Annotated in this window: 18 protein-coding genes; 5 read left to right on the forward strand and 13 right to left on the reverse strand. The window is 69.4% G+C overall.

All coding sequences use genetic code 11. From position 1 onward, the window contains the following. Positions 1–144: 144 nt before the first annotated feature. From ACE3SG_RS26230 to ACE3SG_RS26240, 3 genes are read left to right on the forward strand one after another with little or no spacing between them, the layout of a single operon-like run. Complete coding sequence (locus ACE3SG_RS26230; RefSeq protein WP_374569199.1) at positions 145–3,636, forward strand: DUF6519 domain-containing protein; 3,492 nt, start codon at positions 145–147, stop codon at positions 3,634–3,636. 29 nt (positions 3,637–3,665) lie between these two features. Beyond that, complete coding sequence (locus tag ACE3SG_RS26235; RefSeq protein WP_374569200.1) at positions 3,666–5,153, forward strand: DUF4157 domain-containing protein; 1,488 nt, start codon at positions 3,666–3,668, stop codon at positions 5,151–5,153. A 45-nt stretch (positions 5,154–5,198) separates the two neighbouring features. After that, positions 5,199–9,209 carry a DUF4157 domain-containing protein gene (locus ACE3SG_RS26240; RefSeq protein ID WP_374569201.1) on the forward strand — a complete coding sequence of 1,337 codons (4,011 nt, stop codon included), beginning with the start codon at positions 5,199–5,201 and terminating at the stop codon, positions 9,207–9,209. A 12-nt stretch (positions 9,210–9,221) separates the two neighbouring features. Here ACE3SG_RS26240 and ACE3SG_RS26245 read toward each other — a convergent pair whose 3' ends face one another. From ACE3SG_RS26245 to hemN, 4 genes are all read right to left on the reverse strand, one after another. Further along, complete coding sequence (locus tag ACE3SG_RS26245) at positions 9,222–10,373, reverse strand: glycoside hydrolase family 5 protein (RefSeq protein WP_374569202.1); 1,152 nt, start codon at positions 10,371–10,373, stop codon at positions 9,222–9,224. Positions 10,374–10,509: 136 nt separating this feature from the next. After that, entirely contained in the window at positions 10,510–11,763 is a 1,254-nt protein-coding gene (icd, locus tag ACE3SG_RS26250) for an NADP-dependent isocitrate dehydrogenase (RefSeq protein ID WP_374569203.1), read from the reverse strand. 127 nt (positions 11,764–11,890) lie between these two features. Beyond that, complete coding sequence (locus ACE3SG_RS26255) at positions 11,891–12,598, reverse strand: sulfite exporter TauE/SafE family protein (RefSeq protein ID WP_374569204.1); 708 nt, start codon at positions 12,596–12,598, stop codon at positions 11,891–11,893. Positions 12,599–12,614: 16 nt separating this feature from the next. Continuing rightward, positions 12,615–14,054: an oxygen-independent coproporphyrinogen III oxidase gene (gene hemN / locus ACE3SG_RS26260; RefSeq protein WP_374569205.1), complete on the reverse strand. Its 1,440-nt coding sequence runs from the start codon at positions 14,052–14,054 to the stop codon at positions 12,615–12,617. 99 nt (positions 14,055–14,153) lie between these two features. Here hemN and fnr point away from each other — a divergent pair, with 99 nt between their 5' ends. Beyond that, on the forward strand, positions 14,154–14,939 hold the full coding sequence (fnr, locus tag ACE3SG_RS26265) for a fumarate/nitrate reduction transcriptional regulator Fnr (protein WP_374569206.1): 786 nt from the start codon (positions 14,154–14,156) through the stop codon (positions 14,937–14,939). A gap of 58 nt (positions 14,940–14,997) precedes the next feature. Here fnr and ACE3SG_RS26270 read toward each other — a convergent pair whose 3' ends face one another. The 9 genes from ACE3SG_RS26270 to ACE3SG_RS26310 all read right to left on the reverse strand — a co-directional run bounded on the left by ACE3SG_RS26270 (position 14,998) and on the right by ACE3SG_RS26310 (position 22,924). Continuing rightward, positions 14,998–15,261 (reverse strand): hypothetical protein, encoded by a 264-nt coding sequence (locus ACE3SG_RS26270; protein ID WP_374569207.1) that lies wholly within the window; start codon positions 15,259–15,261, stop codon positions 14,998–15,000. Positions 15,262–15,296: 35 nt separating this feature from the next. Beyond that, entirely contained in the window at positions 15,297–15,551 is a 255-nt protein-coding gene (locus ACE3SG_RS26275; RefSeq protein WP_374569208.1) for a hypothetical protein, read from the reverse strand. 57 nt (positions 15,552–15,608) lie between these two features. Next, complete coding sequence (ccoG, locus tag ACE3SG_RS26280; protein WP_374569209.1) at positions 15,609–17,168, reverse strand: cytochrome c oxidase accessory protein CcoG; 1,560 nt, start codon at positions 17,166–17,168, stop codon at positions 15,609–15,611. 15 nt (positions 17,169–17,183) lie between these two features. Further along, the gene (gene ccoP / locus ACE3SG_RS26285; protein ID WP_374569210.1) at positions 17,184–18,107 is read right to left on the reverse strand and encodes a cytochrome-c oxidase, cbb3-type subunit III; all 924 of its coding nucleotides are present in this window, start codon (positions 18,105–18,107) and stop codon (positions 17,184–17,186) included. After that, the gene (locus tag ACE3SG_RS26290) at positions 18,104–18,298 is read right to left on the reverse strand and encodes a cbb3-type cytochrome oxidase subunit 3 (RefSeq protein WP_374569211.1); all 195 of its coding nucleotides are present in this window, start codon (positions 18,296–18,298) and stop codon (positions 18,104–18,106) included. The genes ccoP and ACE3SG_RS26290 overlap by 4 nt, the downstream gene beginning before the upstream one ends. A gap of 10 nt (positions 18,299–18,308) precedes the next feature. Further along, positions 18,309–18,929 (reverse strand): cytochrome-c oxidase, cbb3-type subunit II, encoded by a 621-nt coding sequence (gene ccoO, locus ACE3SG_RS26295; RefSeq protein WP_374569212.1) that lies wholly within the window; start codon positions 18,927–18,929, stop codon positions 18,309–18,311. A gap of 18 nt (positions 18,930–18,947) precedes the next feature. Continuing rightward, positions 18,948–20,387, reverse strand: a complete 1,440-nt coding sequence (gene ccoN / locus ACE3SG_RS26300; RefSeq protein WP_374569213.1) for a cytochrome-c oxidase, cbb3-type subunit I — start codon at positions 20,385–20,387, stop codon at positions 18,948–18,950. A gap of 93 nt (positions 20,388–20,480) precedes the next feature. Beyond that, positions 20,481–20,642, reverse strand: a complete 162-nt coding sequence (gene ccoS, locus ACE3SG_RS26305; RefSeq protein ID WP_374569214.1) for a cbb3-type cytochrome oxidase assembly protein CcoS — start codon at positions 20,640–20,642, stop codon at positions 20,481–20,483. 14 nt (positions 20,643–20,656) lie between these two features. Continuing rightward, a complete protein-coding gene (locus ACE3SG_RS26310; RefSeq protein ID WP_374569215.1) occupies positions 20,657–22,924 on the reverse strand; it encodes a heavy metal translocating P-type ATPase in 2,268 nt (755 codons plus the stop codon). A gap of 116 nt (positions 22,925–23,040) precedes the next feature. Between ACE3SG_RS26310 and ACE3SG_RS26315 the strand changes: the two genes are divergently transcribed. Further along, on the forward strand, positions 23,041–23,502 hold the full coding sequence (locus ACE3SG_RS26315; RefSeq protein WP_374569216.1) for a DUF192 domain-containing protein: 462 nt from the start codon (positions 23,041–23,043) through the stop codon (positions 23,500–23,502). Positions 23,503–23,534 lie beyond the last annotated feature (32 nt).

Genomic DNA, 23,534 nt, shown 5'->3' on the forward strand with positions numbered 1-23,534 from the left:
TCGTTGCCCACCTTGCCCAGGCACGAGCCTGGGCGGCGGCGGGCGCCTTGCCCTGCATCCCTGGACGGACCGTTCGCACGGGCCTCCGTAGCGTTAACAGGCCCTAAGCCGCGCTGACCCATCTTCAGGTTCGAGGGCCACCCCATGAAAACCCAAATCTCCCGCGACACCTTCGACAGCGCGAAGCGCTACTCCGGCGTCTACCTGCAGCAGGGCCGGATGATCGTCGACGCCGATGTCAACGAGGCCGCCGACATCACGAAGACGCGGCTGGACGCCGCGCTTGGCGACGTGGTGGCCTCGGGCGCACCGCGCGTCGGCGCGCTGTCGGTGGTGCGCAATGGCTCGCAGCTGGTCATCAACCCGGGCCGCCTGTATGTCGACGGCGTGCCCGCGCGCCTGGACGCGCCCGGCCAGCTCGCCCTCACCGCGCAACCCGACTACCGCAACCCGCCCGCCTTCGCGCTCGGTTACCTGAAGGTCTATGCGGATGTCTGGGAGCGCCCCGTTTCGGCCCTGGAAGACTCGGCCCTGCAAGACGCCGGCCTGCACGGTGCCGACACCGCCACGCGCACCCGCACGATGCTGCAGGTCAAGTGGTGCGAAGGCGGCCTGAACCCGCTCGACCCGGCGATCAACCCGACACTGGGCGATTCGACGCTCACGCTGAAGCTGATCTCCACCCTTGGCGAGCCCGACGACTGCGACCCCTGCGCCGACGAGGTCAGCGTCGACGAGCGCATCGGCAACTACCTCTTCCGCGTCGAGGTGCACGAGGTCTTCGTCACCGGCGGCCAGACCCACCTGGTGCTGAAGTGGTCGCGCGACAACGGCGCCGAGGCCTACCCGTGGAACGCCTACCCCGCCGACTTCGACCAGGGCGGCTGGATCTGGGAGTGGTTCGACAGCGACACCGAGAACCTCGCGGGCCAGCATTTCCCGCCGGCCGAGCGCCGCCGCCGCGGCAAGCTGCAGCACGACTTCTCCCGCCCGGTCAGCCCCGCCCCCAACGCCTTCGTGCGGCAGTGGGACGGCTTCGCCGAGATCAACCTCAACACGCAGACGCTGGTGGCCGGCCAATGCTGGGACCGCGGCACGGAGCTGTCGACCGCGCTCGATGCGTCGTCGCACGGCTACGTGTATTTCGACAACGCCGCCGACCTGGTGCTGATGCGGCTGGACCTGATGGAGCTGAAGCTCGTCTACCGCAGCGGCGGCGCGCTGCGCCATTTTCTTGCCGGCGACTACTGGCAGGTGGCGGTGCGCGAGGCGGTCGACAAGAGCGGCGACATCGTGCTCGGCAAGACCGCGCCCGAGCTGCCGCGCGGCGTGCGCCACCACTACCTGCTCCTGGCCGAGACCGACAACCTCGGCAACGTGCAGCCCTTCACCGACGCGCGGCGCCGGCAGATGGGCTTCCCGCCGCTGACCGACCTGCGGGCGGTGGATGTGGGATTCACCGACCACTGCAGCGGCCTGTACGGCGGCGCCCAGAACGTGCAAGCGGCGCTCGACGCGCTGTGCGGCCTCGGCGCCGAAGACGTGGGCTACACGGTGCCCGGCTGCGGCACGCCTGGGGCGCCGAGCGTGGCCTCGCTGATGACGGCCACCCTGCCCGGCTTTCCCGATCTCGATGGCCAGGCCAAGAGCCCGTCGGTGAAAGACATGCTCGACGCGCTGATGTGCCACCTCAATGCGGCGCGGCTGCCCTATGCGCCGGCCGCGCTGGCGGCGCGCTGGAACGACATCCAGGAAGGCGGCGCCGCGCCGCTGACCGTGCAGCAGGCGATCGACGACCTGGCCGCCAACCTGGACGCGGGCGACATCGTGGCCAACGTGGACGCCTGCGTCGACGGCACCAGCTCGGGCTCGCGCACGCTGCGCGAGCTGATGGCCATCACGCCCGGCCTGCACAAGGTGCAGGAGCTGTTGGGCCTGCTGCTGTGCGACCTGCGCGCCACCCACCTGCCGCTGGACCGCTCGCGCATCAGCTGCAACGAGATCAAGACTGACCCGAACGTGGTCACCGTGCAGGACGCGATCGACAAGCTGTGCCAGATCTCGGGCCAGGGCTGCGAGATCATCGTGGCGCCCGGCCAGCTGGAAAAGGTGCTGACGGACTTCGCGGCGTCGACCTCGCTCGACATCTCGCTGTGCCTGATGCCGGGCGAGCACAAGCTGCCCACCGACCTGGTCGTGGCCGGCAAGCACGGCATCCGCATGCGTGGCCACGCGGCAGCGAGCGTGCTGGTCTCGCTGTCGGGGGTGCTGACGCTCGCTGCGAACGAGGTCGTGCTGGAAGGGCTGTCCTTCAGCATGGCGGGTGCCACTTACGACAAGCCGTTTCAGGGCGCGCAGCTGGCGCTGAAGGCAGGCCAGATTCGCAGCAAGGGCTGCGGCTACGGACGCGCTTCGTCAACCTTCACGCTGCGCCCGATGGTGCTGCTCGAGCGCGGCGACGAGAACACCCGCGTCGACTGGCAAGACAACACGATGCTCGACTTCTGGATCTACGTCGGCGATCAATCGGGGCCGGGCCCGGACACCGGCGGCGACAAGGACACGGGGCTGGTGCGCCCATCGGACGACCTGCTGGACAAGATCCACGACCGGCCGCGCTTCGACTCCGACCTGGCCGACCTGATTCTGAAGCTGCCCGAGCCCGACCGCATCGACCTGGGCATGGCGATCGCCAACGGCACACCGCCGGTCCTGGTGACGCGAATCGCCAAGACCGCCCCGACGCTGAAGCCGGTGCCCAAGGGCTCGATCCCCGGGCAGGCGCAGGCCGAGAAGCCGGCCGCGGCCAAGACCGCCGCCAAGCCTGCGGCGAAATCGGCCAAGGCGGCGAAGGCCACCGCCAAGGCCACCACCTCGACCCGCGTGAAGGCGCCTGCCGCCCCCGCCGAAGCCGAGGTGACGCGCATCGTCGCCGGCCAGATCACCAAGCCCTCGCCCGTCGAGCTGGTGAAGATGGACAAGCTCGGGCGCCTGGTGGCGCGCCAGGACCTCACGCACGAGGCGCTCACCGCCCAGCTGCAAGAAGGCCCGATCGGCTGGGGCTTCACGCTCTACCCCGGCCTGGCGCTCGGCATCGCGTCGCACCGCATGGGCGTCTCGCTGCGCGGCAACCTGCTGGCGGGGTACACGCTTTTCATGAACGAGCTGGACCTTTGGGTCACCGGCACCCTGCCAAACACCGAGCTGCACGTGGACAAGACGAGGGACGTGGTGGCCCCCGGCGGCGGCGCCGTGTCGATCGAAGGCAACACCCTCATCCGGCTGCTGAGCCTGGTGCCCATGACGCCCGTGGACAGCTGGCCAAGCGGCGGCATTGCCGGCGCGTCGAGCGCGACGCTGTCGGGCAACGCGCTGACGGACAGCAACCACTCGCTCGTCGCACGCAAGCTCGCGGTGCAGGGCAACGAGTTCACCGCCGACGTGACCCAGCATGTGGACACGCCGCTGGCCCTGCTGATGGCCAACCAGGTGACCGTGGTCGGCAACGTCGGCGACGAGGTCTATGTGCGCGACGACAAGGGCAACATCATCGGCATCGTGACGCTGCCGGACATCAAGGTGGCCACCGTGCACGCGCGCGCGTCGAGCAACTTCATGACGGTGTCGCAGATCTGACGGCCAAGCGCCGATGGGAAGGACCCGCCATGAAGCTCCAGCTCCGCTCCCGCCGCACACCGGCCCGCGTGGCCCGCACCGCACCGCGGCGCGTGGTCGCGCCCGAGACCGCTGAACAGAACCGTCAGGCCGTGGCCCATGCGCTGGGCCACGCGGTGCAACCCAAACTCGTGCTCGGCCGCACCGACGACCCGCAGGAAGCCCAGGCCGACCGCGTGGCCGCGCAGGTGATGGGTGCGGCCGTGCCCGAGCGCGCGGCGCCTTCGCCCGAGCGCGTGCAGCGCGAGTGCAAGGATTGCGAGGAAGAGCAGCGCAAGAAGAAGCCCGAGCCTGACCCACTGACCGTGCAGCGGCAGGCGACCGATGCCTCGCCCGCGGCCGATGCCGGCGTGGTGCCTGCGCAGGTGGCCTCGGGCATCGGCAAAGCGCGCCAGGCCGGCAGCCCGATGCCGCCGGGCGAACGCGGCTTCTTCGAACCTCGCTTCGGCGCGGACTTCGGCCAGGTTCGTGTCCACGCCGACACCGACAGCGCGCAACTCGCGCAGTCCATCCATGCCCGGGCCTTCACCGTGGGCCAGCACATCTTCTTCGGTGCGGGCGAATACCAGCCCGGCCTCGATGGCGGCCGCCGCCTGATGGCGCATGAACTCACCCACACGTTGCAGCAAGGCGGTGGCGATGCACGCCTGCAGCGCACGCCAGAGTCCGACCTGAACGACATGGACATCGCGGCGGAGCGCGAATACAACAAGGGCGGAGCCCCCAAGGCGGTCAAAGGCGCGCCGCCACCCGGCTGCCCGCCGGGCTTCTGCGACCCGTATCCGCATGAGAAATACGCGCGCTACCAACTCGCGAAGCAGCGCGGCCCGCTGCTGCTGGGCATCGCGGCGGCCGTCAATTCCAGAGTTGCCAAGCTCTGGGCCCAGCACCTGAGCGGGGGCTCGCCGCCGCAGGATCTGACCGGCGAGTTCGGCGCCGATTTCTCGGCCTCGCCCTCCACCACGAAGACCTCCGCGTTCCTGATGGATGCACTTCGCAAGCAGCTGAAGCTCTCCCCGCCGCCGGTCAGCGCGGCCAACCCGGTCTGGGTCGGGGCCTTGAAGTCGTTGATCGCGCCAGCCATCGCCGAACTCGACGACCCCAACGGCGCCAACCAGATGAACTTCAACCATCCGCGCGATATCCCGGGCAACCTGGCGGGTGGCATCGGCAAGGACCAGGCGGCGAACAAGATCGGCGCCCAGCCCTCGCCCTTCGACGACCAGCGGCTCGCCGACGGCGTGGTGACCGTGGTCCGCGATCCGAAATCGGGCCAGCTGAGTGTGTTCCCGGTCATCAACTACACCGTGCGCGACACGATCGACCTGTGCCCGGGCGACTGCGGCACGGCCCTCGAATCGATCGCGACCGTTCCCATCTCGCAGTTCGAAGCGACCGGCATCGCCGGCGACGTGCCCTACACCGTTCGCTTCTCGGTCGCGCCGGCGATGTTCACGCTGCCGGGCAAGAAGCCCTGAACGCGCGCGGCACGCCACGGCGCCGCACGAACAACGCGCACCGCGATGCAACACGCACCGCCGATCCAGCGCCAGGCGCCCGCGGCCCGGGGTGCGCCCGTGACGGCTCGCCTGGCGAAACTGCTGGTGCGACCGAAGCTCAAGCTCGGCGGGGCCCACGACGAGGCCGAGCGACACGCCGACCGCGTCGCGGCCAAGGCGCTGGCCACGGCAGCCAAGGCCGCCGCACCGGCCGCACCGGCCACGCCAGCCGCACCCGCCAAACGCACGGGCAGCGCAGCGCACGCGGCCCCCGGCCCGCTCGTCGAGCCGGCGCATGACGAGCGCCGCGGTGAGCTGTGGCGCGAGCTCGATGCCCGCGTCGATGAAGACCGTGGCATGGCTCTGGACCCCGGCCTCGCGTCGCGCATCGCCGCGTTGCAGGCCGGCGGCGCGCCGTTGCCAGCGGCCGTGCGCCGGGAGATGGAGGCCGGCTTCGGCATCGACCTGAGCAGCGTTCGGGTGCACACCGGTGCCGAGGCGAACGTGTTGGCCGAGCAGCTTCATGCGCACGCGTTCACGGTCGGTGAGCACATCGCTTTCAACCGCGGCGCATTCGCCCCGCAGTCGGGCGCTGGCCGCCACCTGCTGGCCCATGAGCTGGCCCACGTCGCCCAGCACCGGGCCTCGCAGGGTGCGCTGGTGCCGGCCGATGCGGCGCCCGTGCGCCGCGAGACCCGGGAGGACCCGGGCTTCTTCTCCAGCCTGTTCGACGGCGCCGGCCGCTTCCTCGCCAACCAGGGCTGGCGCGTGTTGCGCCGCTACGCGCCGCGGCTGGAGCCGATCGTGCGCGAGGGGCCGGTGAACTGGCTCAAGGGCCAGCTCAGCCGCGTGTTCGATGGCCTGACCGGCGCACTGAACCGCCTGAACCCGGCCGGCGCGATCGACACGCTGTCCTCCGTCTTCGGTGGCCTGGTGGCGCGGGCACAGCCGATCATCGCGGCGCTGGCCTCGGGCGATTGCGAGCCGCTGTTCCAGGCGGTGCGTGAGCTGCGCACGTTCCTGGCCGACACGGCGGGCGCGGCGTGGGCGCGGTTGACCGAGTTCTTGCAGCCGGTGGGCGACTTCTTCTCGCGCATCTGGGCCGGCTACGGCGCACCCGCCGTGCAGTGGCTGCAAGAGACGGCGGGCGATGTGTGGGGGTGGCTGCAAGAGCTGGGGCGCGACATCTGGGACTGGACGCAACCGGTGCGCGAAGACCTCGGCGCCGCCTGGGACTGGATCAAGGAGCAGCTGTTCGGCACCGAGCCCACCGACGCCAACGCCGGCGAGAACCGCGAAGGCCTGATCGGCTGGATCTCGCGCAAGGCCGGCGAAGCCTGGGACGCGATCAAGGAGCAGACGCGGCCCGTGTGGCAGCCGGTGGCCAACGTGGCCGAGCGGGTCGCGGCGCTGATCCCGCCGCCCTTCGTGGCGCGCATGGGCGAGCAGATGCAGCAGCTGGCCGGGCAGCTCGGCGACACCGCGTCGCAGATGGAGAGCCAGTCGGGCGGCCGCCCGGTGGCCGAGAACCGGCAGGCGATCGCCAGCGCGCTGCCCTCGGTGATGCAGGTGATCACCGGCGTGCGCGGCCTGATCGTCGACGCGGGCCAGTGGCTGGGCGATCGGCTCGGCGAGCTGGCCACCGGCATCGGCGACTGGATGGGCCGCCTGCGGGCGAGCCCGCTGCTGTCGCTGCTGGCGAACGCGCTGGGGTGGTTGCAGGGCGCGGCGCAGCGGCTGCTGGCCTGGGCGCGCGAGCAGGTGGGCGCGCTGTTCAACTGGCTGGTGCAGGGCTTCGACCGCCTCACGCCGTTCTTTCGCACCGTGCTCGAGACGGTGAACCGGCTGATCGGCGTGGTGACCGACCTGATGATGCTGCCGCAGCTGGTGCTCTCGGGCGTGTGGCGGCTGATCCCGGCCTGCATCCGCGACCCGGTGCGTGACTTCCTGTTCACGCAGATCCTGTCGCGCATCCCGGTGTTCGGCGCCTTCTTCTCGAACCCCGAGCTGTGGCAGCGGGTGCAGGAAACGGCGCTCGAGATCCTGCGCCAGGCCTTCGTCGACGGCAACCTCGCGCGCGCCGCGTGGACCTTCTTCCAGGCCGTGCTGCGGGTCATGGGCCTGCCGCCCGAGCTGGTGGTGCGCATCCTGGCCAAGGCGGCACAGGCCATCGGCGATGTGCTGGCCAACCCGCTCGCCTTTCTCGGCAACCTGCTGCGTGCGATGCGCGCGGGCTTCGGCCGCTTCTTCGACAACGTCGGCACCCACCTGCTGAACGGCATCGCGGCCTGGCTCTTCGGCGCGGCGCGCGAAGCGGGCATCGAGCCGCCGGCCGACTTCTCGCTGCGCGGCGTGCTGGGCTTCGTGCTGCAGGTGCTGGGGGTCACCGTCGACAACGTGTTCCGGCGGCTGGCCGAGCGCGTGGGCCAGGGCGTGGCCGACCGGCTGCGCCAGATGCTGGACGTCGCGACCGGCGTCTGGAGCTTCGTCTCCATCCTCGTCACCGAGGGCCCGGCGGGGCTGTGGCGCGAGGTGCAGCAGCGGCTGTCCAACCTGTGGGACTCGGTGGTGCAAGGCGTGATCGGCTGGGTCACCGAACGCATCATCACAGTGGCGACGCGCTGGCTGCTGTCGCTGCTGGACGTGACCGGCATCATGCCGATCGTCAACGCGCTGATCGCGATCTACAACGCGATCGAATCGTTCATCCAGTACCTGCGCGAGCTGCTGGAGATCGTCTCGACCGTGCTCGACGGCGTGCTCGGCATCGCCCGCGGGCAGATCGACCAGGCTGCGGGCTTTCTCGAAGGCGCGCTCGCGCGTGCGCTGCCGGTGGCGATCGGCTTTCTTGCCAACCAGTTCGGCTTCGGCCGCATTGCGCACCGGCTGGCCGAGATCCTCGGCGCGCTGCGGGAGCGCGTGGACGCGGCCATCGACTGGGTGATCGACCGCGCGATCCGCCTCGGCCAGTCGGTGATCGACCTGGCCCGGCGCGGCGCTGCCGCGTTGCGTGACTGGTGGCGCGCCCGCGTGGCCTTCCGCTCGAGCAACGGCGAGCGGCACCAGATGTACTTCCGCGGCGATGGGCGGCAAGCCGCGCTGATCCTCGAATCCGACCCCGAGCCTTTCCGCGACTTCGTCGCCCGGCAGCCCGACAGCGCCGACAAGACCGAGGCGCTGCGGCTGTACGACCTGCTGCGCCAGAAGCAGGACGAGGCTGTGTCCGCCGGCGCGGCCTCGGGCGGCGCGCGGCACACCGCAGCGCCCGCCGCCGGCAGCGCCGCTGCAGCGCCGGCGGCGCAGATCGAAGCGCTGCTGAACGACCTCTCGGTGGTGACGGCCCGGCTGCTGGGCAGCGCCCCGGCCTCGGGCGAACGGCCCGCCTGGGGCCCACCGGCGACCGACAGCTACGGCAGCGACGTGTCGGCCCCAGTGATCACGCGGGCGGCGCTGGGCGTGTGGCCGCGCGGCAGCACGCCGTCAGACTCGACCGCCACGCTGCGCGCCTGGCGCCGGCTGATCAAGCGCCGCAACGACCAGACCGGGGCGTCGTCGTACTACGTGCGCGGCCACCTGCTCAACCACAACATCGGCGGCCCCGGCGACGACTGGAAGAACCTCACGCCGCTCGCACAGGAGAGCAACAACCGCGCTGCCGACTCGATGCTGTACCGCTTCGAGCGGCCGGTGAAGGACGCGGTGGACGCCAACTCGACCGTGCGCAACTTCCACGTGCGGCCCACCTACGGCTCGACCGACCGCTCGGGCCAGATCGCCCAGATCGACACCGAGATCGCCGTCGCCAACAGAACGAGCACCGCGCCCAGGCGGGCACCGGGGCGGACGGTCGCCGAGCTGCAGGCCATCCGCGACGTGGTGGAGACCGAGCAACACGTGGCCACGTCCATCACCTGCAGTGCCGTCATCGAGCGCGCCAACGGCGCGCGCCAGGCACTGAACGAGGTCATCGACAACCGCCCGACCCTCACCCAGGGAGAGGACTGGACCCGCTACAAGGTGAATGTCAGCGCGTGAACACGGCCTTGCTCAGCGCTGCTTGAAGGTCGACGCGATCTCGTCCAGCCAGTCGCGCTTGACCTTCCACTGCCCACCCTCGGGGTAGACCACCGAGAACTCGTTGGGGTTGCCGGCACCGCGGTAGGTCCACCAGGTGAAGCCGAGGCGGTTTTCCACCACGGCCTGCATCATCGCCTTCACGCCGCGGCGGTCGGGGTCGTCCTTCGATTTCACGCCGATCTGCTGCACGAACACGGGCACCTGGTGGCGGGCGCGAAAGTCCGCCAGTTCCTCGGCGCGCCCGCGGATGTTGGCCACCGCGCCCTCGTCGGCGCCGCGGGCCTTGGCGTGCAGGAACAGGTTGCCGGTGTAGACCACGTCTTTCCAGGCGGGGTCGTAGACCTCGCCCATCGCATTCGCCTGGTAGTGGCGCCCACCGATCAGGAACGGCACGCCGGGCGCCACCTCGCGGATGGTGCCCATCAGCTCGGCATACAGCGCCTTGATCTCGGCCGCCGGCACACCGGGCGGGTTGATCTCGGGCAGCGGCTCGAACAGGCCCAGGTAAGGCGTGTCCTTGTAGCGGTTGGCCACGAAGCGCCAGACCGCGTTGTACTTCTTGCGCATCGACGGGTCGGTCCAGAAGTTGTGGCCCTTGCTGCCGTACTCGTTCGTCGGGTCGCAGTAGCGAATCTCGTCGGGCTGCACGCCGTTCTGCCCGCAGTCGGAATCGATGAACAGCACGATCCACAGCTTCGCATTCGAGGCCGAGCGGATCGCTTCGTCCAGCTTCTTCAGATTCCCCGGCGAAATGCCCGCGGTGTCGGTGGCCAGGTCATCGCGGCTGTCGATGTTCTTGGTGCGGTACTTGCCCCACCAGCGCAACGGGATGCGCACGACGTTGGCGCCCTGGGCCGCGTTCTCGGCCGCATCCTGCGGCTCGAACTGCTCCCAGTGGCCCCAGTTCCAACCACGCAGCATGATCGGCTGGCCGCTGGTGGGGTCGATGATGTCGGGACCACGCAGCGTCAGGCGAGGCGGTGTCTTGGGTGCGGCCTGCATGGCCTGCGAAGCTGGCGATGACGGTGCGGCAGCCTCGGCGGCGAGTGCGTGCAGGTTCGCGGTCAGGCTCAGCATCATTGCAAGCAGCGGCAACTTCAGCGTCGATCGGCGGTGGGTCATTGTCGGCCTTCTTGGTTGCTGTGCACGCTACACAGCAATCGACATGCCTCGCCGTGGCAAGAGGTAACAAAAAGCCCCAGGCATTTCCATGCGCTGGGGCTGGTGCGTGATTGCAGGCGTCGGCCTGCAGGCGCATTTACATGTGGTCGATCATGACCTGGCCGAAGCCGGAGCAAGAGACCTGAGTCGCACCGTCCATCAGGCGGGCGAAGTCGTAGGTCACCTTCTTGCTCTGGATGGACTTTTCCATCGAGCTGATGATGATGTCGGCGGCTTCGGTCCAGCCCATGTGGCGCAGCATCATCTCGGCCGAGAGGATCTCGGAGCCCGGGTTGACGTAGTCCTTGCCGGCGTACTTGGGCGCGGTGCCGTGGGTGGCTTCGAAGCAGGCCACCGAATCGGACAGGTTGGCGCCCGGGGCGATGCCGATGCCGCCCACTTGCGCGGCCAGCGCGTCGGAGATGTAGTCGCCGTTCAGGTTCAGCGTCGCGATCACCGAGTACTCGGCCGGACGCAGCAGGATCTGCTGCAGGAACGCGTCGGCGATGGAGTCCTTCACCACGATGTCCTTGCCGGTCTTCGGGTTCTTGAACTTGCACCACGGGCCGCCGTCGATCAGCTCGGCGCCGAATTCCTTCTGCGCCAGCGCGTAGCCCCAGTCACGGAAGCCACCTTCGGTGTACTTCATGATGTTGCCCTTGTGCACCAGCGTGACGTTGGGCTTGTCGTTGTCGATCGCGTACTGGAAGGCCTTGCGCACCAGGCGCTCGGTGCCTTCGCGCGACACCGGCTTGATGCCGATGCCCGAGGTGTTGGGGAAACGGATCTTCGTGACGCCCATTTCCTCGATCAGGAACTTGATGACCTTCTTGGCCTTGTCGCTCTCGGCTTCCCACTCGACGCCGGCGTAGATGTCTTCCGAGTTCTCGCGGAAGATCACCATGTCGATCTTGTGCGGCTCTTTGACCGGCGACGGCACGCCGGCAAAGTACTGCACCGGGCGCAGGCAGACGTACAGGTCGAGCTCTTGGCGCAGTGCCACGTTCAACGAGCGGATGCCGCCGCCGACCGGCGTGGTCAACGGGCCCTTGATCGAGACGACGTACTCGCGCAGCGCGGCCAGCGACTCTTCGGGCAGCCACACGTCGGGGCCGTAGACCTTGGTCGACTTCTCGCCGGCGTAGATCTCCATCCAGTGGATCTGCTTCTTGCCGCCGTAGGCCTTGGCAACCGCTGCGTCCACCACCTTGATCATCACCGGTGTGATGTCGAAGCCGGTGCCATCACCCTCGATGTACGGAATGATCGGGTTGTTCGGGACGTTGAGCGAGAAGTCCGCATTCACGGTGATCTTCTGCCCGCCCTCGGGCACCTTGATGTGCTGGTACATGTCGCTTTGCTCCGCGCGTCGCTGTTTGTGAAAGGGGTTTTCGGAACCTGAAATTCTAGTTCAGGCTGCCTGTCAGTCCGCTGACCACCCCCAGGGGCCGGCGGGTCTACCCAGGGGCCTGCCGGTCTCAACCGACGCAATAGATGGCGATCTGCCGGATCACGTCGTGACCCAGCGCCCAGACCGAGGCCGCGGCGAGCAGCGCGCCGGCCAGGCGGATGGCGCCGGCCTGCACGCCGGCCGAGAGCACCTGGCCATTGGCCGTGGCCCAACGGCTCCACAGCCAGGGCGCCACGCCCAACGCGGGCGCCGAGGCGATGGCGAACACCGCCATCACCGCCGCGCCGCCGGCGGCGTTGTTGGCCAGGGCGGCCACCACGAGCGCCGACTGCAGCAAGCCGCAAGGCCAAGCCACCCAGGCCAGCCCCACCCCGCCGGCCTTGGCCGGGCCGGTCATGCGCTGCCAGCCTTGCGCGTCGGGCTGCGCCGCGCGTTGCGCCCCGCGGCCGGCGCGTTCGAGCCAATCGGGCTGCCGACCCCGGATCAGCAACCACAGGCCCAGGGCCAGCGCCGCCACATGCAGCAGCGCCCACAGCGGGCGCAGCGCCGGGCTCAGCTGGCTCCAGTGCGACAGGGCCGCCACGCTGGCGGCCGCCACCGCGCCGGCCAGCGCGTAGCCGGCCAGCCGCCCCAGGTGGAAGGCCGACCAGGCGTTGCGCGCCGAGCCGCCGCAGGCGCGAACGGCGGCCATGCTGGGGGCACCGCACATCGCCGCGCAGTGCAGCGAGCCGGCCAGCCCCATCAGCAAGGCGGTCAGCGCCAGGGCGGCGGTCATCGCGGCAGCAGGCGGCTCAGATGATGCGCGAGAAGCGCTCGCGCACCTTGTCGGCCTGCAGGTGCTTGTCGAAGACCATCGCGATGGCCCGCACCACGAACCAGCCCGACGCGGTCACCTGCAGCGCGCCCGGCTCCACGGTGACCAGCCCTTCGGCCGCGAAGGTGGCGAGATCGCCCAGCTCGGCCCGGAAGTAGTCGCGGAAGTTCACCAGGTAGGCCAGCTCGATCGACTCGAACTCGACCCGCCCTTGGCACATCAGCGCCATGATCACGGCCCGGCGCAGCAGGTCGTCGCGGGTCAGTGCCAGGCCCCGCACGGTGGGCAGCTGGCCGTGGCGGATCGCGTCGTAGTACTCGGGCAGCGTCTTCGCGTTCTGGCTGTAGGTGGCGCCCATGCGGCCGATGGCCGACACGCCCAGGCCGATCAAATCGCAGTCGGGCTGCGTGCTGTAGCCCTGGAAGTTGCGGTGCAACCGGCCCTGCCGCTTGGCGGCGGCCAGCGCGTCGTCGGCGAGCGCGAAGTGGTCCATGCCGATGTAGCTGTAGCCATGGCCCATGAAGCCCGCGATCGCGCCGGACAGCATGGCCACCCGGTCGCCCGGCGGCGGCAGCATCGCCGCTTCAATGCGGCGCTGCGGCTTGAAGCGTTGCGGCAGGTGCGCGTAGGCATACAGCGCGATGCGGTCGGGCCGCAACTCGGCCACCTGCGCCACGGTGTGGGCGAACGAGGCCGGCGTCTGTTTCGGCAGGCCGTAGATCAGGTCGGTGTTGATCGACTCGTAGCCCAGCGCGCGAGACGCCAGGATCAGGTCGCGCACGCTTTCGAAGCTCTGCACCCGGTGCACGGCCTTCTGCACCTCGGGGTCGAAATCCTGCACGCCGAAACTGAGCCGGTTGAAGCCCATGCGCCGGAAGGCCGCCAGGCGCTCGGCGGTCACCGTGCGCGGGTCGACCTCGATCGACACCTCGGCATTCGGGGTCAGGCGAAACGCATCGTTCAGCTCGGCCATCAGGCCTTCGAGCTCGGCGTCGCTCAAGAAGGTGGGCGAACCGCCGCCCAGGTGCAGCTGCGACACCGGCTGCGGCGCACCCAGCACCTTGGCATACAGCGCGATCTCGGCGCGCAGCGCCAGCAGGTATTCGGCGGCGCGATCGTGGTGCTTGGTGATGACCTTGTTGCAGGCGCAGTAGTAGCACAACGATTCGCAGAACGGGATGTGCACGTACAGCGACAGCGGCGTGCGGGCGCCGACGCAGGCCCCGTCGGCGCGCTGGCGCAAGGCCTGTTCAAGGTCGGCCGGGCCGAAGGCCTCGACGAACCGGTCGGCCGTGGGGTACGAGGTGTAACGCGGCCCCGGCACGTCGAAGCGGCGCAACAACGAAAGCGGCAGGCCGCCCGGCGTCGACTCGGGAGTGGCAATGCCGGCAGCAGGGGCAACGGTCAGATCAGGCATGGGGCCAATCGTGCCGCGCAGTGCCGGCCCGGCGCTTGATCTGGCGCAAGCCGACGGGGGCCCCTGCGGCGAAAAATTGCGCCGTTGTTGAGGATGATCATGCCCACTGCCGACCCCTGCCCTTTCCCCCCGCGCGAGCCCGGCGCGGCCGCCACGGAACGCGCCCGCGAACGGGCTGGCGCCTTCAACGTGGCCTGCTCCAGCTGCAACCTGCGCGAGCTGTGCCTGCCGGTGGGCTTGTCGAGCACCGACCTCGCCCGGCTGGACCAGCTGGTGGCCACGCGCCGCACCGTGGCCCGGGGCGACACGCTGTTTCGCGCCGGTGAGCCTTTCCAGTCGCTCTTTGCGGTGCGCACCGGTTTCTTCAAGACCCGGGTCTCGTCCGAAGACGGGCGCGACCAGGTGACCGGCTTCCAGATGGCCGGCGAGTTGCTGGGCCTGGACGGGATCAGCGGCGACCGCCACACCTGCGACGCCGTGGCGCTGGAAGACTCGCAGGTCTGCGTGATCCCCTTTGCCGAGCTGGAGCACCTGTCGCGCGAGTTCGGCGACCTGCAGCGCCAGTTCCACAAGATCATGAGCCGCGAGATCGTGCGCGACCACGGCGTGATGCTGCTGCTGGGCAGCATGCGCGCCGAAGAGCGCCTGGCGGCCTTTCTGCTGAACCTGACCCAGCGCCTGCAGTCGCGCGGCTTCTCGGCCTCGGCGCTGGTGCTGCGCATGACGCGCGAAGAGATCGGCAGCTACCTCGGGCTGAAGCTCGAAACGGTCAGCCGCACGTTCTCGAAGTTCCAGGAAGACGGGCTGCTGCAGGTCAGGCAGCGCCAGATCCGCATCATCAACCAGGCTGGACTGCAGCAGCTGGTCAACGGCGCCACCTGCTGAGCGCAAGCCACCGGCTGGGCGCCATGCCGTCACGGCGCCCATCGGCGCCGCGCGCCGCTCACTCGACGTTCGGGTGGGTCAGGAAATGGGTGATCGTCGACGCGAGCGCGATCACCAGCCAGAACAACAGGAAAGCCACCGAGTAGACGGTTGTCGGCTGCCAGTCTGCCGAATCGGCACCGGCCCATGAAAGCTGGTGGGGGTCGACGACGGCAAAGACCAGCATCTCAAGCACGCCCGCCATCAGGAAGGCCGGCCAGAGGATGCACAGCCAGCGCACCGGCGGCGCAACATCGATCTCTGCCACGTGGTGGTGGGGCATGGCGGCTCCCCCGTTTGGCGCCACGGTGTCACCCATCAGGGCTTGGCGGTGGCGGCGTGGTTGCGTGCCTGCAGCGCGGGCGTCATCGCGTCCGGCGCGGCCGAGCGCTCGCTCACACCGCCACGCTCTTGCAGATTCAGCACGGGGTCGGCCCCACGCGCGGCGATGACCGCAGTCACCAGGCTGGCGACCACCACGACCAGCGGGCCGCCGATCATCAGCCACACCATCGGCTCACGCCACCAGGCGCGCGCCTGCAGCGCCTGGTCTTGCGTACGGGTCGCATTCATCGCTTCACTCCTCTGGGCCACCTTCGTTGGCGGCCAGTGTTGGACCGTGCCGCTCTCTCAGCGCGGCACCACAAAGCTGGATTTCTCGCTCACCTGCGCCGGCGGCTCAGCCCCGACAGACTCACGTTCTACACGAAATTCGATCGGGTGGGGGCCGGCACCCACCTGGGCGGCCGATTCTGGCGGCAACTGCAACGCCACCGTCAGCCACCTTGCCTCGGCCGGCGCGAGCGTCAACTCGCTGCCCCGCGCCAGGGCCAGCCCTGGCAGGCCTTGCGCGCTGACACGGTAGTGCTGCGGTGTCTCGGTCACGTTCATCACCTGCAGCCGGAAGACATTCTCGACCCGGCCGTCTTCGACCAGGCGCGCCAGCGAGGCGCGGTCGCGCACCACGTCGACCCGGAACGGGCTGCGCAGCGCCAGGCTGGCCACGAAGGCCCCGGCGATCAGCAGCATCACCGTGCTGTAGATCAGCACCCGCGGCCGCAGCACCCGCTGCAGGATCTGGCGCCAGCCCAGGTGCTCGGCGAGGCTGTTCTCGGTGGCGTAGCGGATCAGCCCGCGCCGATAAGGCCCCCTGGCCGCCGCATCGCCGCCGCTCGCGGTGGACGCGGCAGCTTGGGGCAGCCCGGCGGCCATCTTGTCCATGATGCCGTCGCACACGTCGATGCAGGCGGCGCAGCCGATGCACTCGTACTGCAGGCCCTTGCGGATGTCGATGCCGGTCGGGCAGACCTGCACGCACAGCCCGCAGTCGACGCACGCGCCCTGCGTGGCCGCCGCCGGATCGCCCTTGCGCAGCCTTGCGCCGCGCGGCTCGCCGCGCTTCGTGTCGTAGCTGATGATCAGCGTGTCGCGGTCGAACATCGCGCTCTGGAAGCGCGCGTAGGGGCACATGTACTTGCAGACCTGCTCGCGCATGTAGCCGGCGTTGCCGTAGGTGGCAAAGCCGTAGAACAGCACCCAGAACCACTCCCACGGGCCGAAGCCCAGGGTCAGCGCCTCTTGCGCCAGGCTGCGGATCGGCGTGAAGTAGCCGACGAAGGTGAAGCCGGTCCACAGCCCGATGGCCAGCCAGACCGTCTGCTTGCCGCCCTTGCGGGCCAGGCGCTCCCAGGTCCAGGGGCTCTTGTCGAGCTTCATCCGCTGGGCCCGGTCGCCCTCGAACTTCTGCTCGACCCACATGAACATCTCGGTGTAGACCGTCTGCGGGCAGGCGTAGCCGCACCACAGACGCCCGGCCACCGCGGTGAACAGGAACAAGGCGTAGGCCGAGAGGATCAGCAGGCCCGTCAGGTAGATGAAGTCCTGCGGGTAGAGCACCAGGCCGAAGATGTAGAAGCGCCGCGAGACCAGGTCGAGCAGCACCGCCTGGCGGTCGTTCCAGACCAGCCACGGCATGCCGTAGAACACCAGCTGCGTAGCCCAGACCAGCAGCCAGCGCCAGGTGGCGAAGGTGCCGCTGACCGCGCGCGGGTAGATCTTGTTCTGCTTCTGGTACAGCGAGACAAGAACGCCGCTGCCCTCGCCCTCGCCTGCACCGGCCTCAGCCGGCGCGGGGGCGATCGGGATCACGCGAGCCGCTGGCTTGCTGGCCGTCGGTTCAAGCATACGCATGGGCCTGCATCACGATCACTGCCCGGCCACCTGGGTGGGGTGCGACAGGCTCCAGACATAGGCCGTCAGCACCTCGACCTGCTCGGGCGTCAGGCGCTGGGCCTGCGGCGGCATCACGTTGGTCTTGCCGCCGTTGATCATCGCGAGGATCGCCGGCTCGCCCCAGCCGTGCAGCCAGATCTTGTCGGTCAGGTTCGGCGCGCCGATGGCGGCGTTGCCCTTGCCGTCCACGCCATGGCAGGCGGCACAGGCCGCGAACTTGGGCTTGCCCAGCTGGGCCGACAGCTCGTTGTGCGCGCTGCCCGACAGGCTGAGCACGTACTGCGCCACGTTGCGCGCGTCGTCCCCATTGCCCACGGCGGCGGCCATCGGCGGCATCACGCCGCGGCGACCTTCGACGATGGTCTTGTGGATGTAGGCGTCCAGCCCCTCCTGGCCGCTGCCGAGCCAGTCGCGGTCGGTCAGATCGGGGAAAGACTTGCTGCCGCGCCCGTCGGCGCCGTGGCACTGGGCGCAGGTGTTGGCGAACAGCCGCTCGCCGATCGCCATCGCCTTCGGGTTCTTGGCCAGCTGCTCGACCGGCTTGCCCACCAGGTCGGCGTAGACCGGGTTCATCGCCTTGTGGGCGCGCTCTTGCTCGGCCTCCCACTGGCCGGTGCTGGTCCAGCCCAGCGTGCCTTCGGCACTGCCCAGGCCGGGGTACAGCACCAGGTAGCCCACCGAGAACAGCACGGTGATGACGAACAGGCCCATCCACCAGCGCGGCAGCGGGTTGTTCATCTCGCGCAGGTCTTCGTCCCACACGTGGCCGGTGGTGTTGTCGTTGGACATCACCTGGCGGCGGCTGGCGATCAGCAGCAGCAGCAGGCAGAAGGCAAGGCCGGCGATGGTGATGGCGCCGATGTAGACCGACCAGCCGGCGTTGAAGAAATCACTCATTGCGGGTTGCTCCCGGTGGCTTGGGTGTTGGGGGCGTGTGGGGCCGGCGCCTCGTCTGCGAAGGGCAAGCGGGCCGCTTCGTCGAAGGCATCGCGCCGGTGGCGGCTGAGCGTCCAGGCCATCAAGGCCAGGAACAGCAGCAGCGACAGCACGGTGATGCCGCTGCGCCAGGTGTTGACATCGAAGTCCATCGCAGCCCCCTCACTTGCGCGCGGTGCCCAGCACCTGCAGATAGGCCACCAGCGCCTCCAGCTCGGTGCGGCCCTTCACCTCTTCGGCCGCGCGGCCGATCTCGTCGTCCGTGTACGGCACGCCGACCACGCGCAGCGCCTTCATCTTGGGCGCCAGCTCGGCCGGGTCCAGCGTGGCCCGGGCCAGCCACGGGTAGGCGGGCATGTTCGACTCGGGCACCACGTCGCGCGGGTTGTTCAGGTGCAACTGGTGCCACTCGTCGCTGTAGCGGCCGCCCACGCGTTGCAGGTCGGGGCCGGTGCGCTTGCTGCCCCACTGGAACGGGTGGTCGTAGACGAACTCACCCGCCACCGAGTAGGAGCCATAGCGCAGCGTCTCGGCCCGGAAGGGGCGGATCATCTGCGAGTGGCAGTTGTAGCAACCTTCGCGCACGTAGATATCGCGCCCGGCCAGTTGCAGCGGCGTGTAGGGCTTCAGGCCCGGCACCGGCTGGGTGGTGGAGCGCTGGAAGAACAGCGGAACGATTTCCACCAGGCCACCAAAAGCAACCGCCGCGAGGATCAGCACGATCATCAGGAAGTTGCTGGTTTCGATTCGTTGGTGACCCGTCGGATTGGTGTGTGCAGACATCGATTTCTCCAACAAGCCTCAAGCGTGGGCCGGCACAGCCGGGATGGCGGCCACCGGCACGCGGCCGATGCGCACGGTCATCCAGGTGTTCCAGGCCATGATGAACATGCCGGTGACATACAGCAGGCCGCCCAGCACGCGAATCACATAGAAGGGATACGTCGCCTTGACCCCCTCGACGAAGCTGTAGACCAGCGTGCCGTCCGGGTTGGTTGCGCGCCACATCAGGCCCTGCATCACGCCCGCGATCCACATGGCGGCGATGTAGAGCACGATGCCCACGGTGGCGACCCAGAAGTGCAGCGCGATGGCGCGGGTGCTGTACATGCTCTTCAGGCCGTACATGCGCGGGATCAGGAAGTACAGCGCGCCGATCGACACGAAGCCGACCCAGCCCAGCGCGCCGGAGTGCACGTGGCCCACCGTCCAATCGGTGTAGTGCGACAGCGCGTTGACCGTCTTGATCGACATCATCGGCCCCTCGAAGGTCGACATGCCGTAGAACGACAGCGAGACGATCAGGAACTTCAGGATCGGGTCGTCGCGCAGCTTGTACCAGGCGCCCGACAACGTCATCATCCCGTTGATCATGCCGCCCCACGAGGGCGCCAGCAGCACCAGCGAGAACACCATGCCGACCGACTGTGCCCAGTCAGGCAATGCGGTGTAGTGCAGGTGGTGCGGGCCGGCCCACATGTAGGTGAAGATCAGCGCCCAGAAGTGCACGATCGACAGGCGATACGAATACACCGGGCGGTCGGCCTGCTTCGGGATGTAGTAGTACATGATCCCCAGGAAGCCGGCGGTCAGGAAGAAGCCCACCGCGTTGTGGCCGTACCACCACTGCACCATCGCGTCTTGCACGCCCGCATAGGCCGAGTAGCTCTTGGTCAGGCTCACCGGGATCTCGGCGCTGTTGACCACGTGCAGCAGCGCCACGGCGATGATGAACGCGCCGAAGAACCAGTTGGCCACGTAGATGTGCTGGACCTTGCGCTTGCCGATGGTGCCGAAGAACACGATCGCGTACGACACCCAGACGACGGTGATCAGCAGGTCGATCGGCCACTCGAGCTCGGCGTATTCCTTGCCGCTGGTCATGCCCATCGGCAGTGTGACCACCGCCAGCAGGATCACCAGGTTCCAGCCCAGGAAGGTGAACATCGCCAGCTTGGGCAGGAACAACGCCGCCTGGCAGGTGCGCTGGACCACGTGGTAGCTGGTGGCGAACAGCACGCTGCCGCCGAAGGCGAAGATCACGGCATTGGTGTGCAGCGGCCGCAGGCGGCCGTAGCTCAGCCACGGAATGCCGAAGTTCAGTTCCGGCCACGCCAGCTGGGCTGCAATCAGCACACCCACCAACATGCCGACGATGCCGTAGACGACCGAGGCCAGCGCGAAGCCACGCACCACGGTGTCTGAGTAGACCGGCTGGGCCGGTACGGAAGCAGTTGCCATCGAAGGTTCCCTCACGGTTGCGCCGCGCTGCGCATGCTTTGCGGGCCTGGCCGGGATTCTTCGTTCGCCCGACCCTGGAGGGCTTGATCGGCGTCAATCGGCCGCGATTTCAGGCGCGGGGTCTGCGTCGAGAATACGTTCGCCTTCGCGCTCGAGATCGTCGAACTGGCCGCGATGCAGCGCCCAGCCGAAGACGCCGATGATGGCCAGCACCAGCACCGCCGACATCGGCACCAGGAGATAGAGGATGTCCATGGTGTGTGCGCCCGTCAGGCCCGTGTCAGTCGCAAGGCATTGCCGACCACCAGCAGCGAGCTGAGGGCCATGCCCAGCCCGGCGGCCCAGGGCGGCAGCCAGCCTGCCAGTGCCAGCGGCACGCAGGCCAGGTTGTAGGCGGCGGCCCAGATGAGGTTCTGCCGCGTCACGCGCAGCATGCGCTGGCCCAGGCGGCGCGCCGTCACCACATCGGCCAGCCGGTTGGTGGTGAGCACGGCATCGGCATGCAGGCGCGAGACCATCGCACCGCGACCCATCGCCAGCGACACATCGGCCTGCGCCAGCACCGGCGCGTCGTTGACGCCGTCGCCCAGCATGCCCACGCGCTCGCCGCGCCGCTGCGCCGCGGCCACCGCCTCGAGCTTGTCCTGCGGGCTGGCCTGGGCCTGCACGTCGTGCAACCCGAGGCGGGTCGCCAGCCGCGTCGCGCGGGCCGGGCTGTCGCCGGACAGCAGCGTCAGCTGCAGCCCGTCTTGCCGCAGCGCATGGATGGCCTCGACCGCATCGCTGCGCAGGCGCTCGTCGAACGCGGCGCAGACCACCGGCTGGCCGACCGGGCCGAAGAACACGTGCGGCGCATCGGGCGCCGCGTTGACCACCCGCGCACCGCCCTGCACCCAGGCCGATTGCCCCAGGCGCCAGACATGGCCTTGCGGGTCGGTGCCTTCCAGGCCCTGGCCGGCCACCTCTGTGACGCGATGCCACGCGACCGGCGCCGCATCGGCCAGCAAGGGCCAGGCGGCCAGGGCCCGCGCCAGCGGGTGGCTCGACCAGGCGGCCAGCGAAGCGGCACGCGCCATCAGCTCGGGCGGTGCCGGCACGCTGGACAGGCCCCCGGTCGCCTCGACGAGGTGAGCCCCGGTGCACACCGGCAGGTCTTCGGTCAAGGTGCCGGTCTTGTCGATGAACAGGCGGTCGATCGTGGCCAGCGTCTCGAGCGCGTCGAGCCGTTGCAGCAGCACCCCGCGGCGCGCCAGCGCACCGGCCGACGTCAACAGCGCCGACGGCACCGCCAGCGACAGCGCACACGGGCAGGTGACGATCAGCACCGCCACCGCCACCGCCACCGCACGCGCCGGCTCGACCCACCACCAGGCCACGCCGGCCGCGGCGGCCAGCAACAGCACCGCCCACAGGAACGGGCCGGCCCAGGCATCGGCCCGCCGCGCGAGCGCCGGCCGCTGGGTCAGCGCCTGGCGCATCAGCGAAACGATCGCGCCATGGCGCGTGTCCGCGCCCACGCGCTCGACCTCCATCACCACCGGCGTGCCCAGGTTGACGCTGCCGCCGACGAGCTCGTCGCCCTGGGCCTTGGGCACCGGCATCGACTCACCGGTCAGCAGGCTTTCGTCGGCCTGGGTGCTGCCGCTGGCCAGGCGCCCATCGGCTGGGAAGCTCGCGCCGAGCGCCACCTGGACGCGGTCACCCGGGCGCAACCGGTGCACGCTGACCGCCTCGATGCTGCCGTCGGCCATCAGCCGCTGGGCCGTCTCGGGCAAGGCGGCCAGCGCCGATTCCAGGCTCTCGGCGGCACGGTGGCGCGCCAGCGTTTCGAGGTAGCGCGCGCCCAGCAGAAAGCTGACGAACATCGCCATCGAGTCGAAATACACCTCGTGGCCGAACACGCCGCCGGGGTCGAAGGTGGCCCCGCTGCCCGCCACGAAGGCCACGGCGATGCCGAGCGCCACCGGCACGTCCATGCCCAGCCGGCGCTGGCGCAGCGACCGCCAGGCCCCCTGGAACAACGGGCCGGCCGAAAACAACATCACCGGGATGCTGAGCAGCCAACTGCCCCAATTCAGCAGCTGGCGCAGATCGGGCGCCAGCTCACCCGCATCGGCCACGTAGGCCGGGGTGGCGAACATCATGATCTGCATCGCGCAGAAGGCCGCGACGAACAGGCGCCACAGGGCCGTGCGGCGCTCGCGCTGGCGCAGGGCGCGGGCGGGGGCCGCGGCGTCGGGTGCGGCGTCGTAGCCGGCGGCACGGATGGCCAGCACCAGCGAAGACAAGCGCGTGGCCTGCGGGTCCCAGCGCACCTGGGCGCGCTGGCCGGCGGCGCTGACATCGGCCCGCTCGACACCGGGCTGCCGCAGCAAGGCGGCCTCGATCAGGCCGGCGCAGGCGGCGCAGTGCATGCCGCTGAGCAACAGGCTGGTTTCAGCCGTGCGCCGCCCCTGGGCGTCGGTATCCCAGCGGGTGCTGGCCTGCTGCTCGACCGGGTCATCGAGCACGGCCAGGTCGGCCGGTGCGGCCGGCATGGGCGTCGAAGGGGCGGCAGGAAGGGCGATAGATGTCATCGGCAGGCAGGCGCAGCGTGTCAGCGGCGCCGGGCCGGCTGCGTTCGATAATCTATCGACCGAACGGAACCGCCCACATGACATTGATCAAGTTTCGAACCGCCGTTTTGACGCTGGTGCTGGGCACCGGCTTGCTGGCCACCGCCAGCGCCCAGAACATGGGCCAGCCGCAGGACCTGCCCACCGTGACGCTGCATGCCGGCATGCACAACATCGTTGCCCAGGTCGCCAAGACCAGCGAGCAGCGGCAGATCGGCCTGATGTTCCGCAAGGAGATGGCCGGCCACGAAGGCATGATCTTCGTCTTCGACGACCCGGCCACCCAGTGTTTCTGGATGCGCAACACGCTGATCCCGCTGTCGGCCGCCTTCGTGGCCGACGACGGCAGCATCGTCAACATCGAAGACATGAAGCCACTGAGCGACCAGTCGCACTGCTCGACCAAGCCGGTGCGCTATGTGCTGGAGATGAACCAGGGCTGGTTCGCCAAGCGGGGCCTGAAGGCCGGCACCAAGCTGACCGGGCCATTGTTTCGGTGAGCCTCCACGCCCTCTTCCGGGGGCTGCCCCCC

It is taken from the genome of Ideonella sp. (assembly GCF_041914305.1).
Taxonomy (GTDB): Bacteria; Pseudomonadota; Gammaproteobacteria; order Burkholderiales; family Burkholderiaceae_C; genus Ideonella.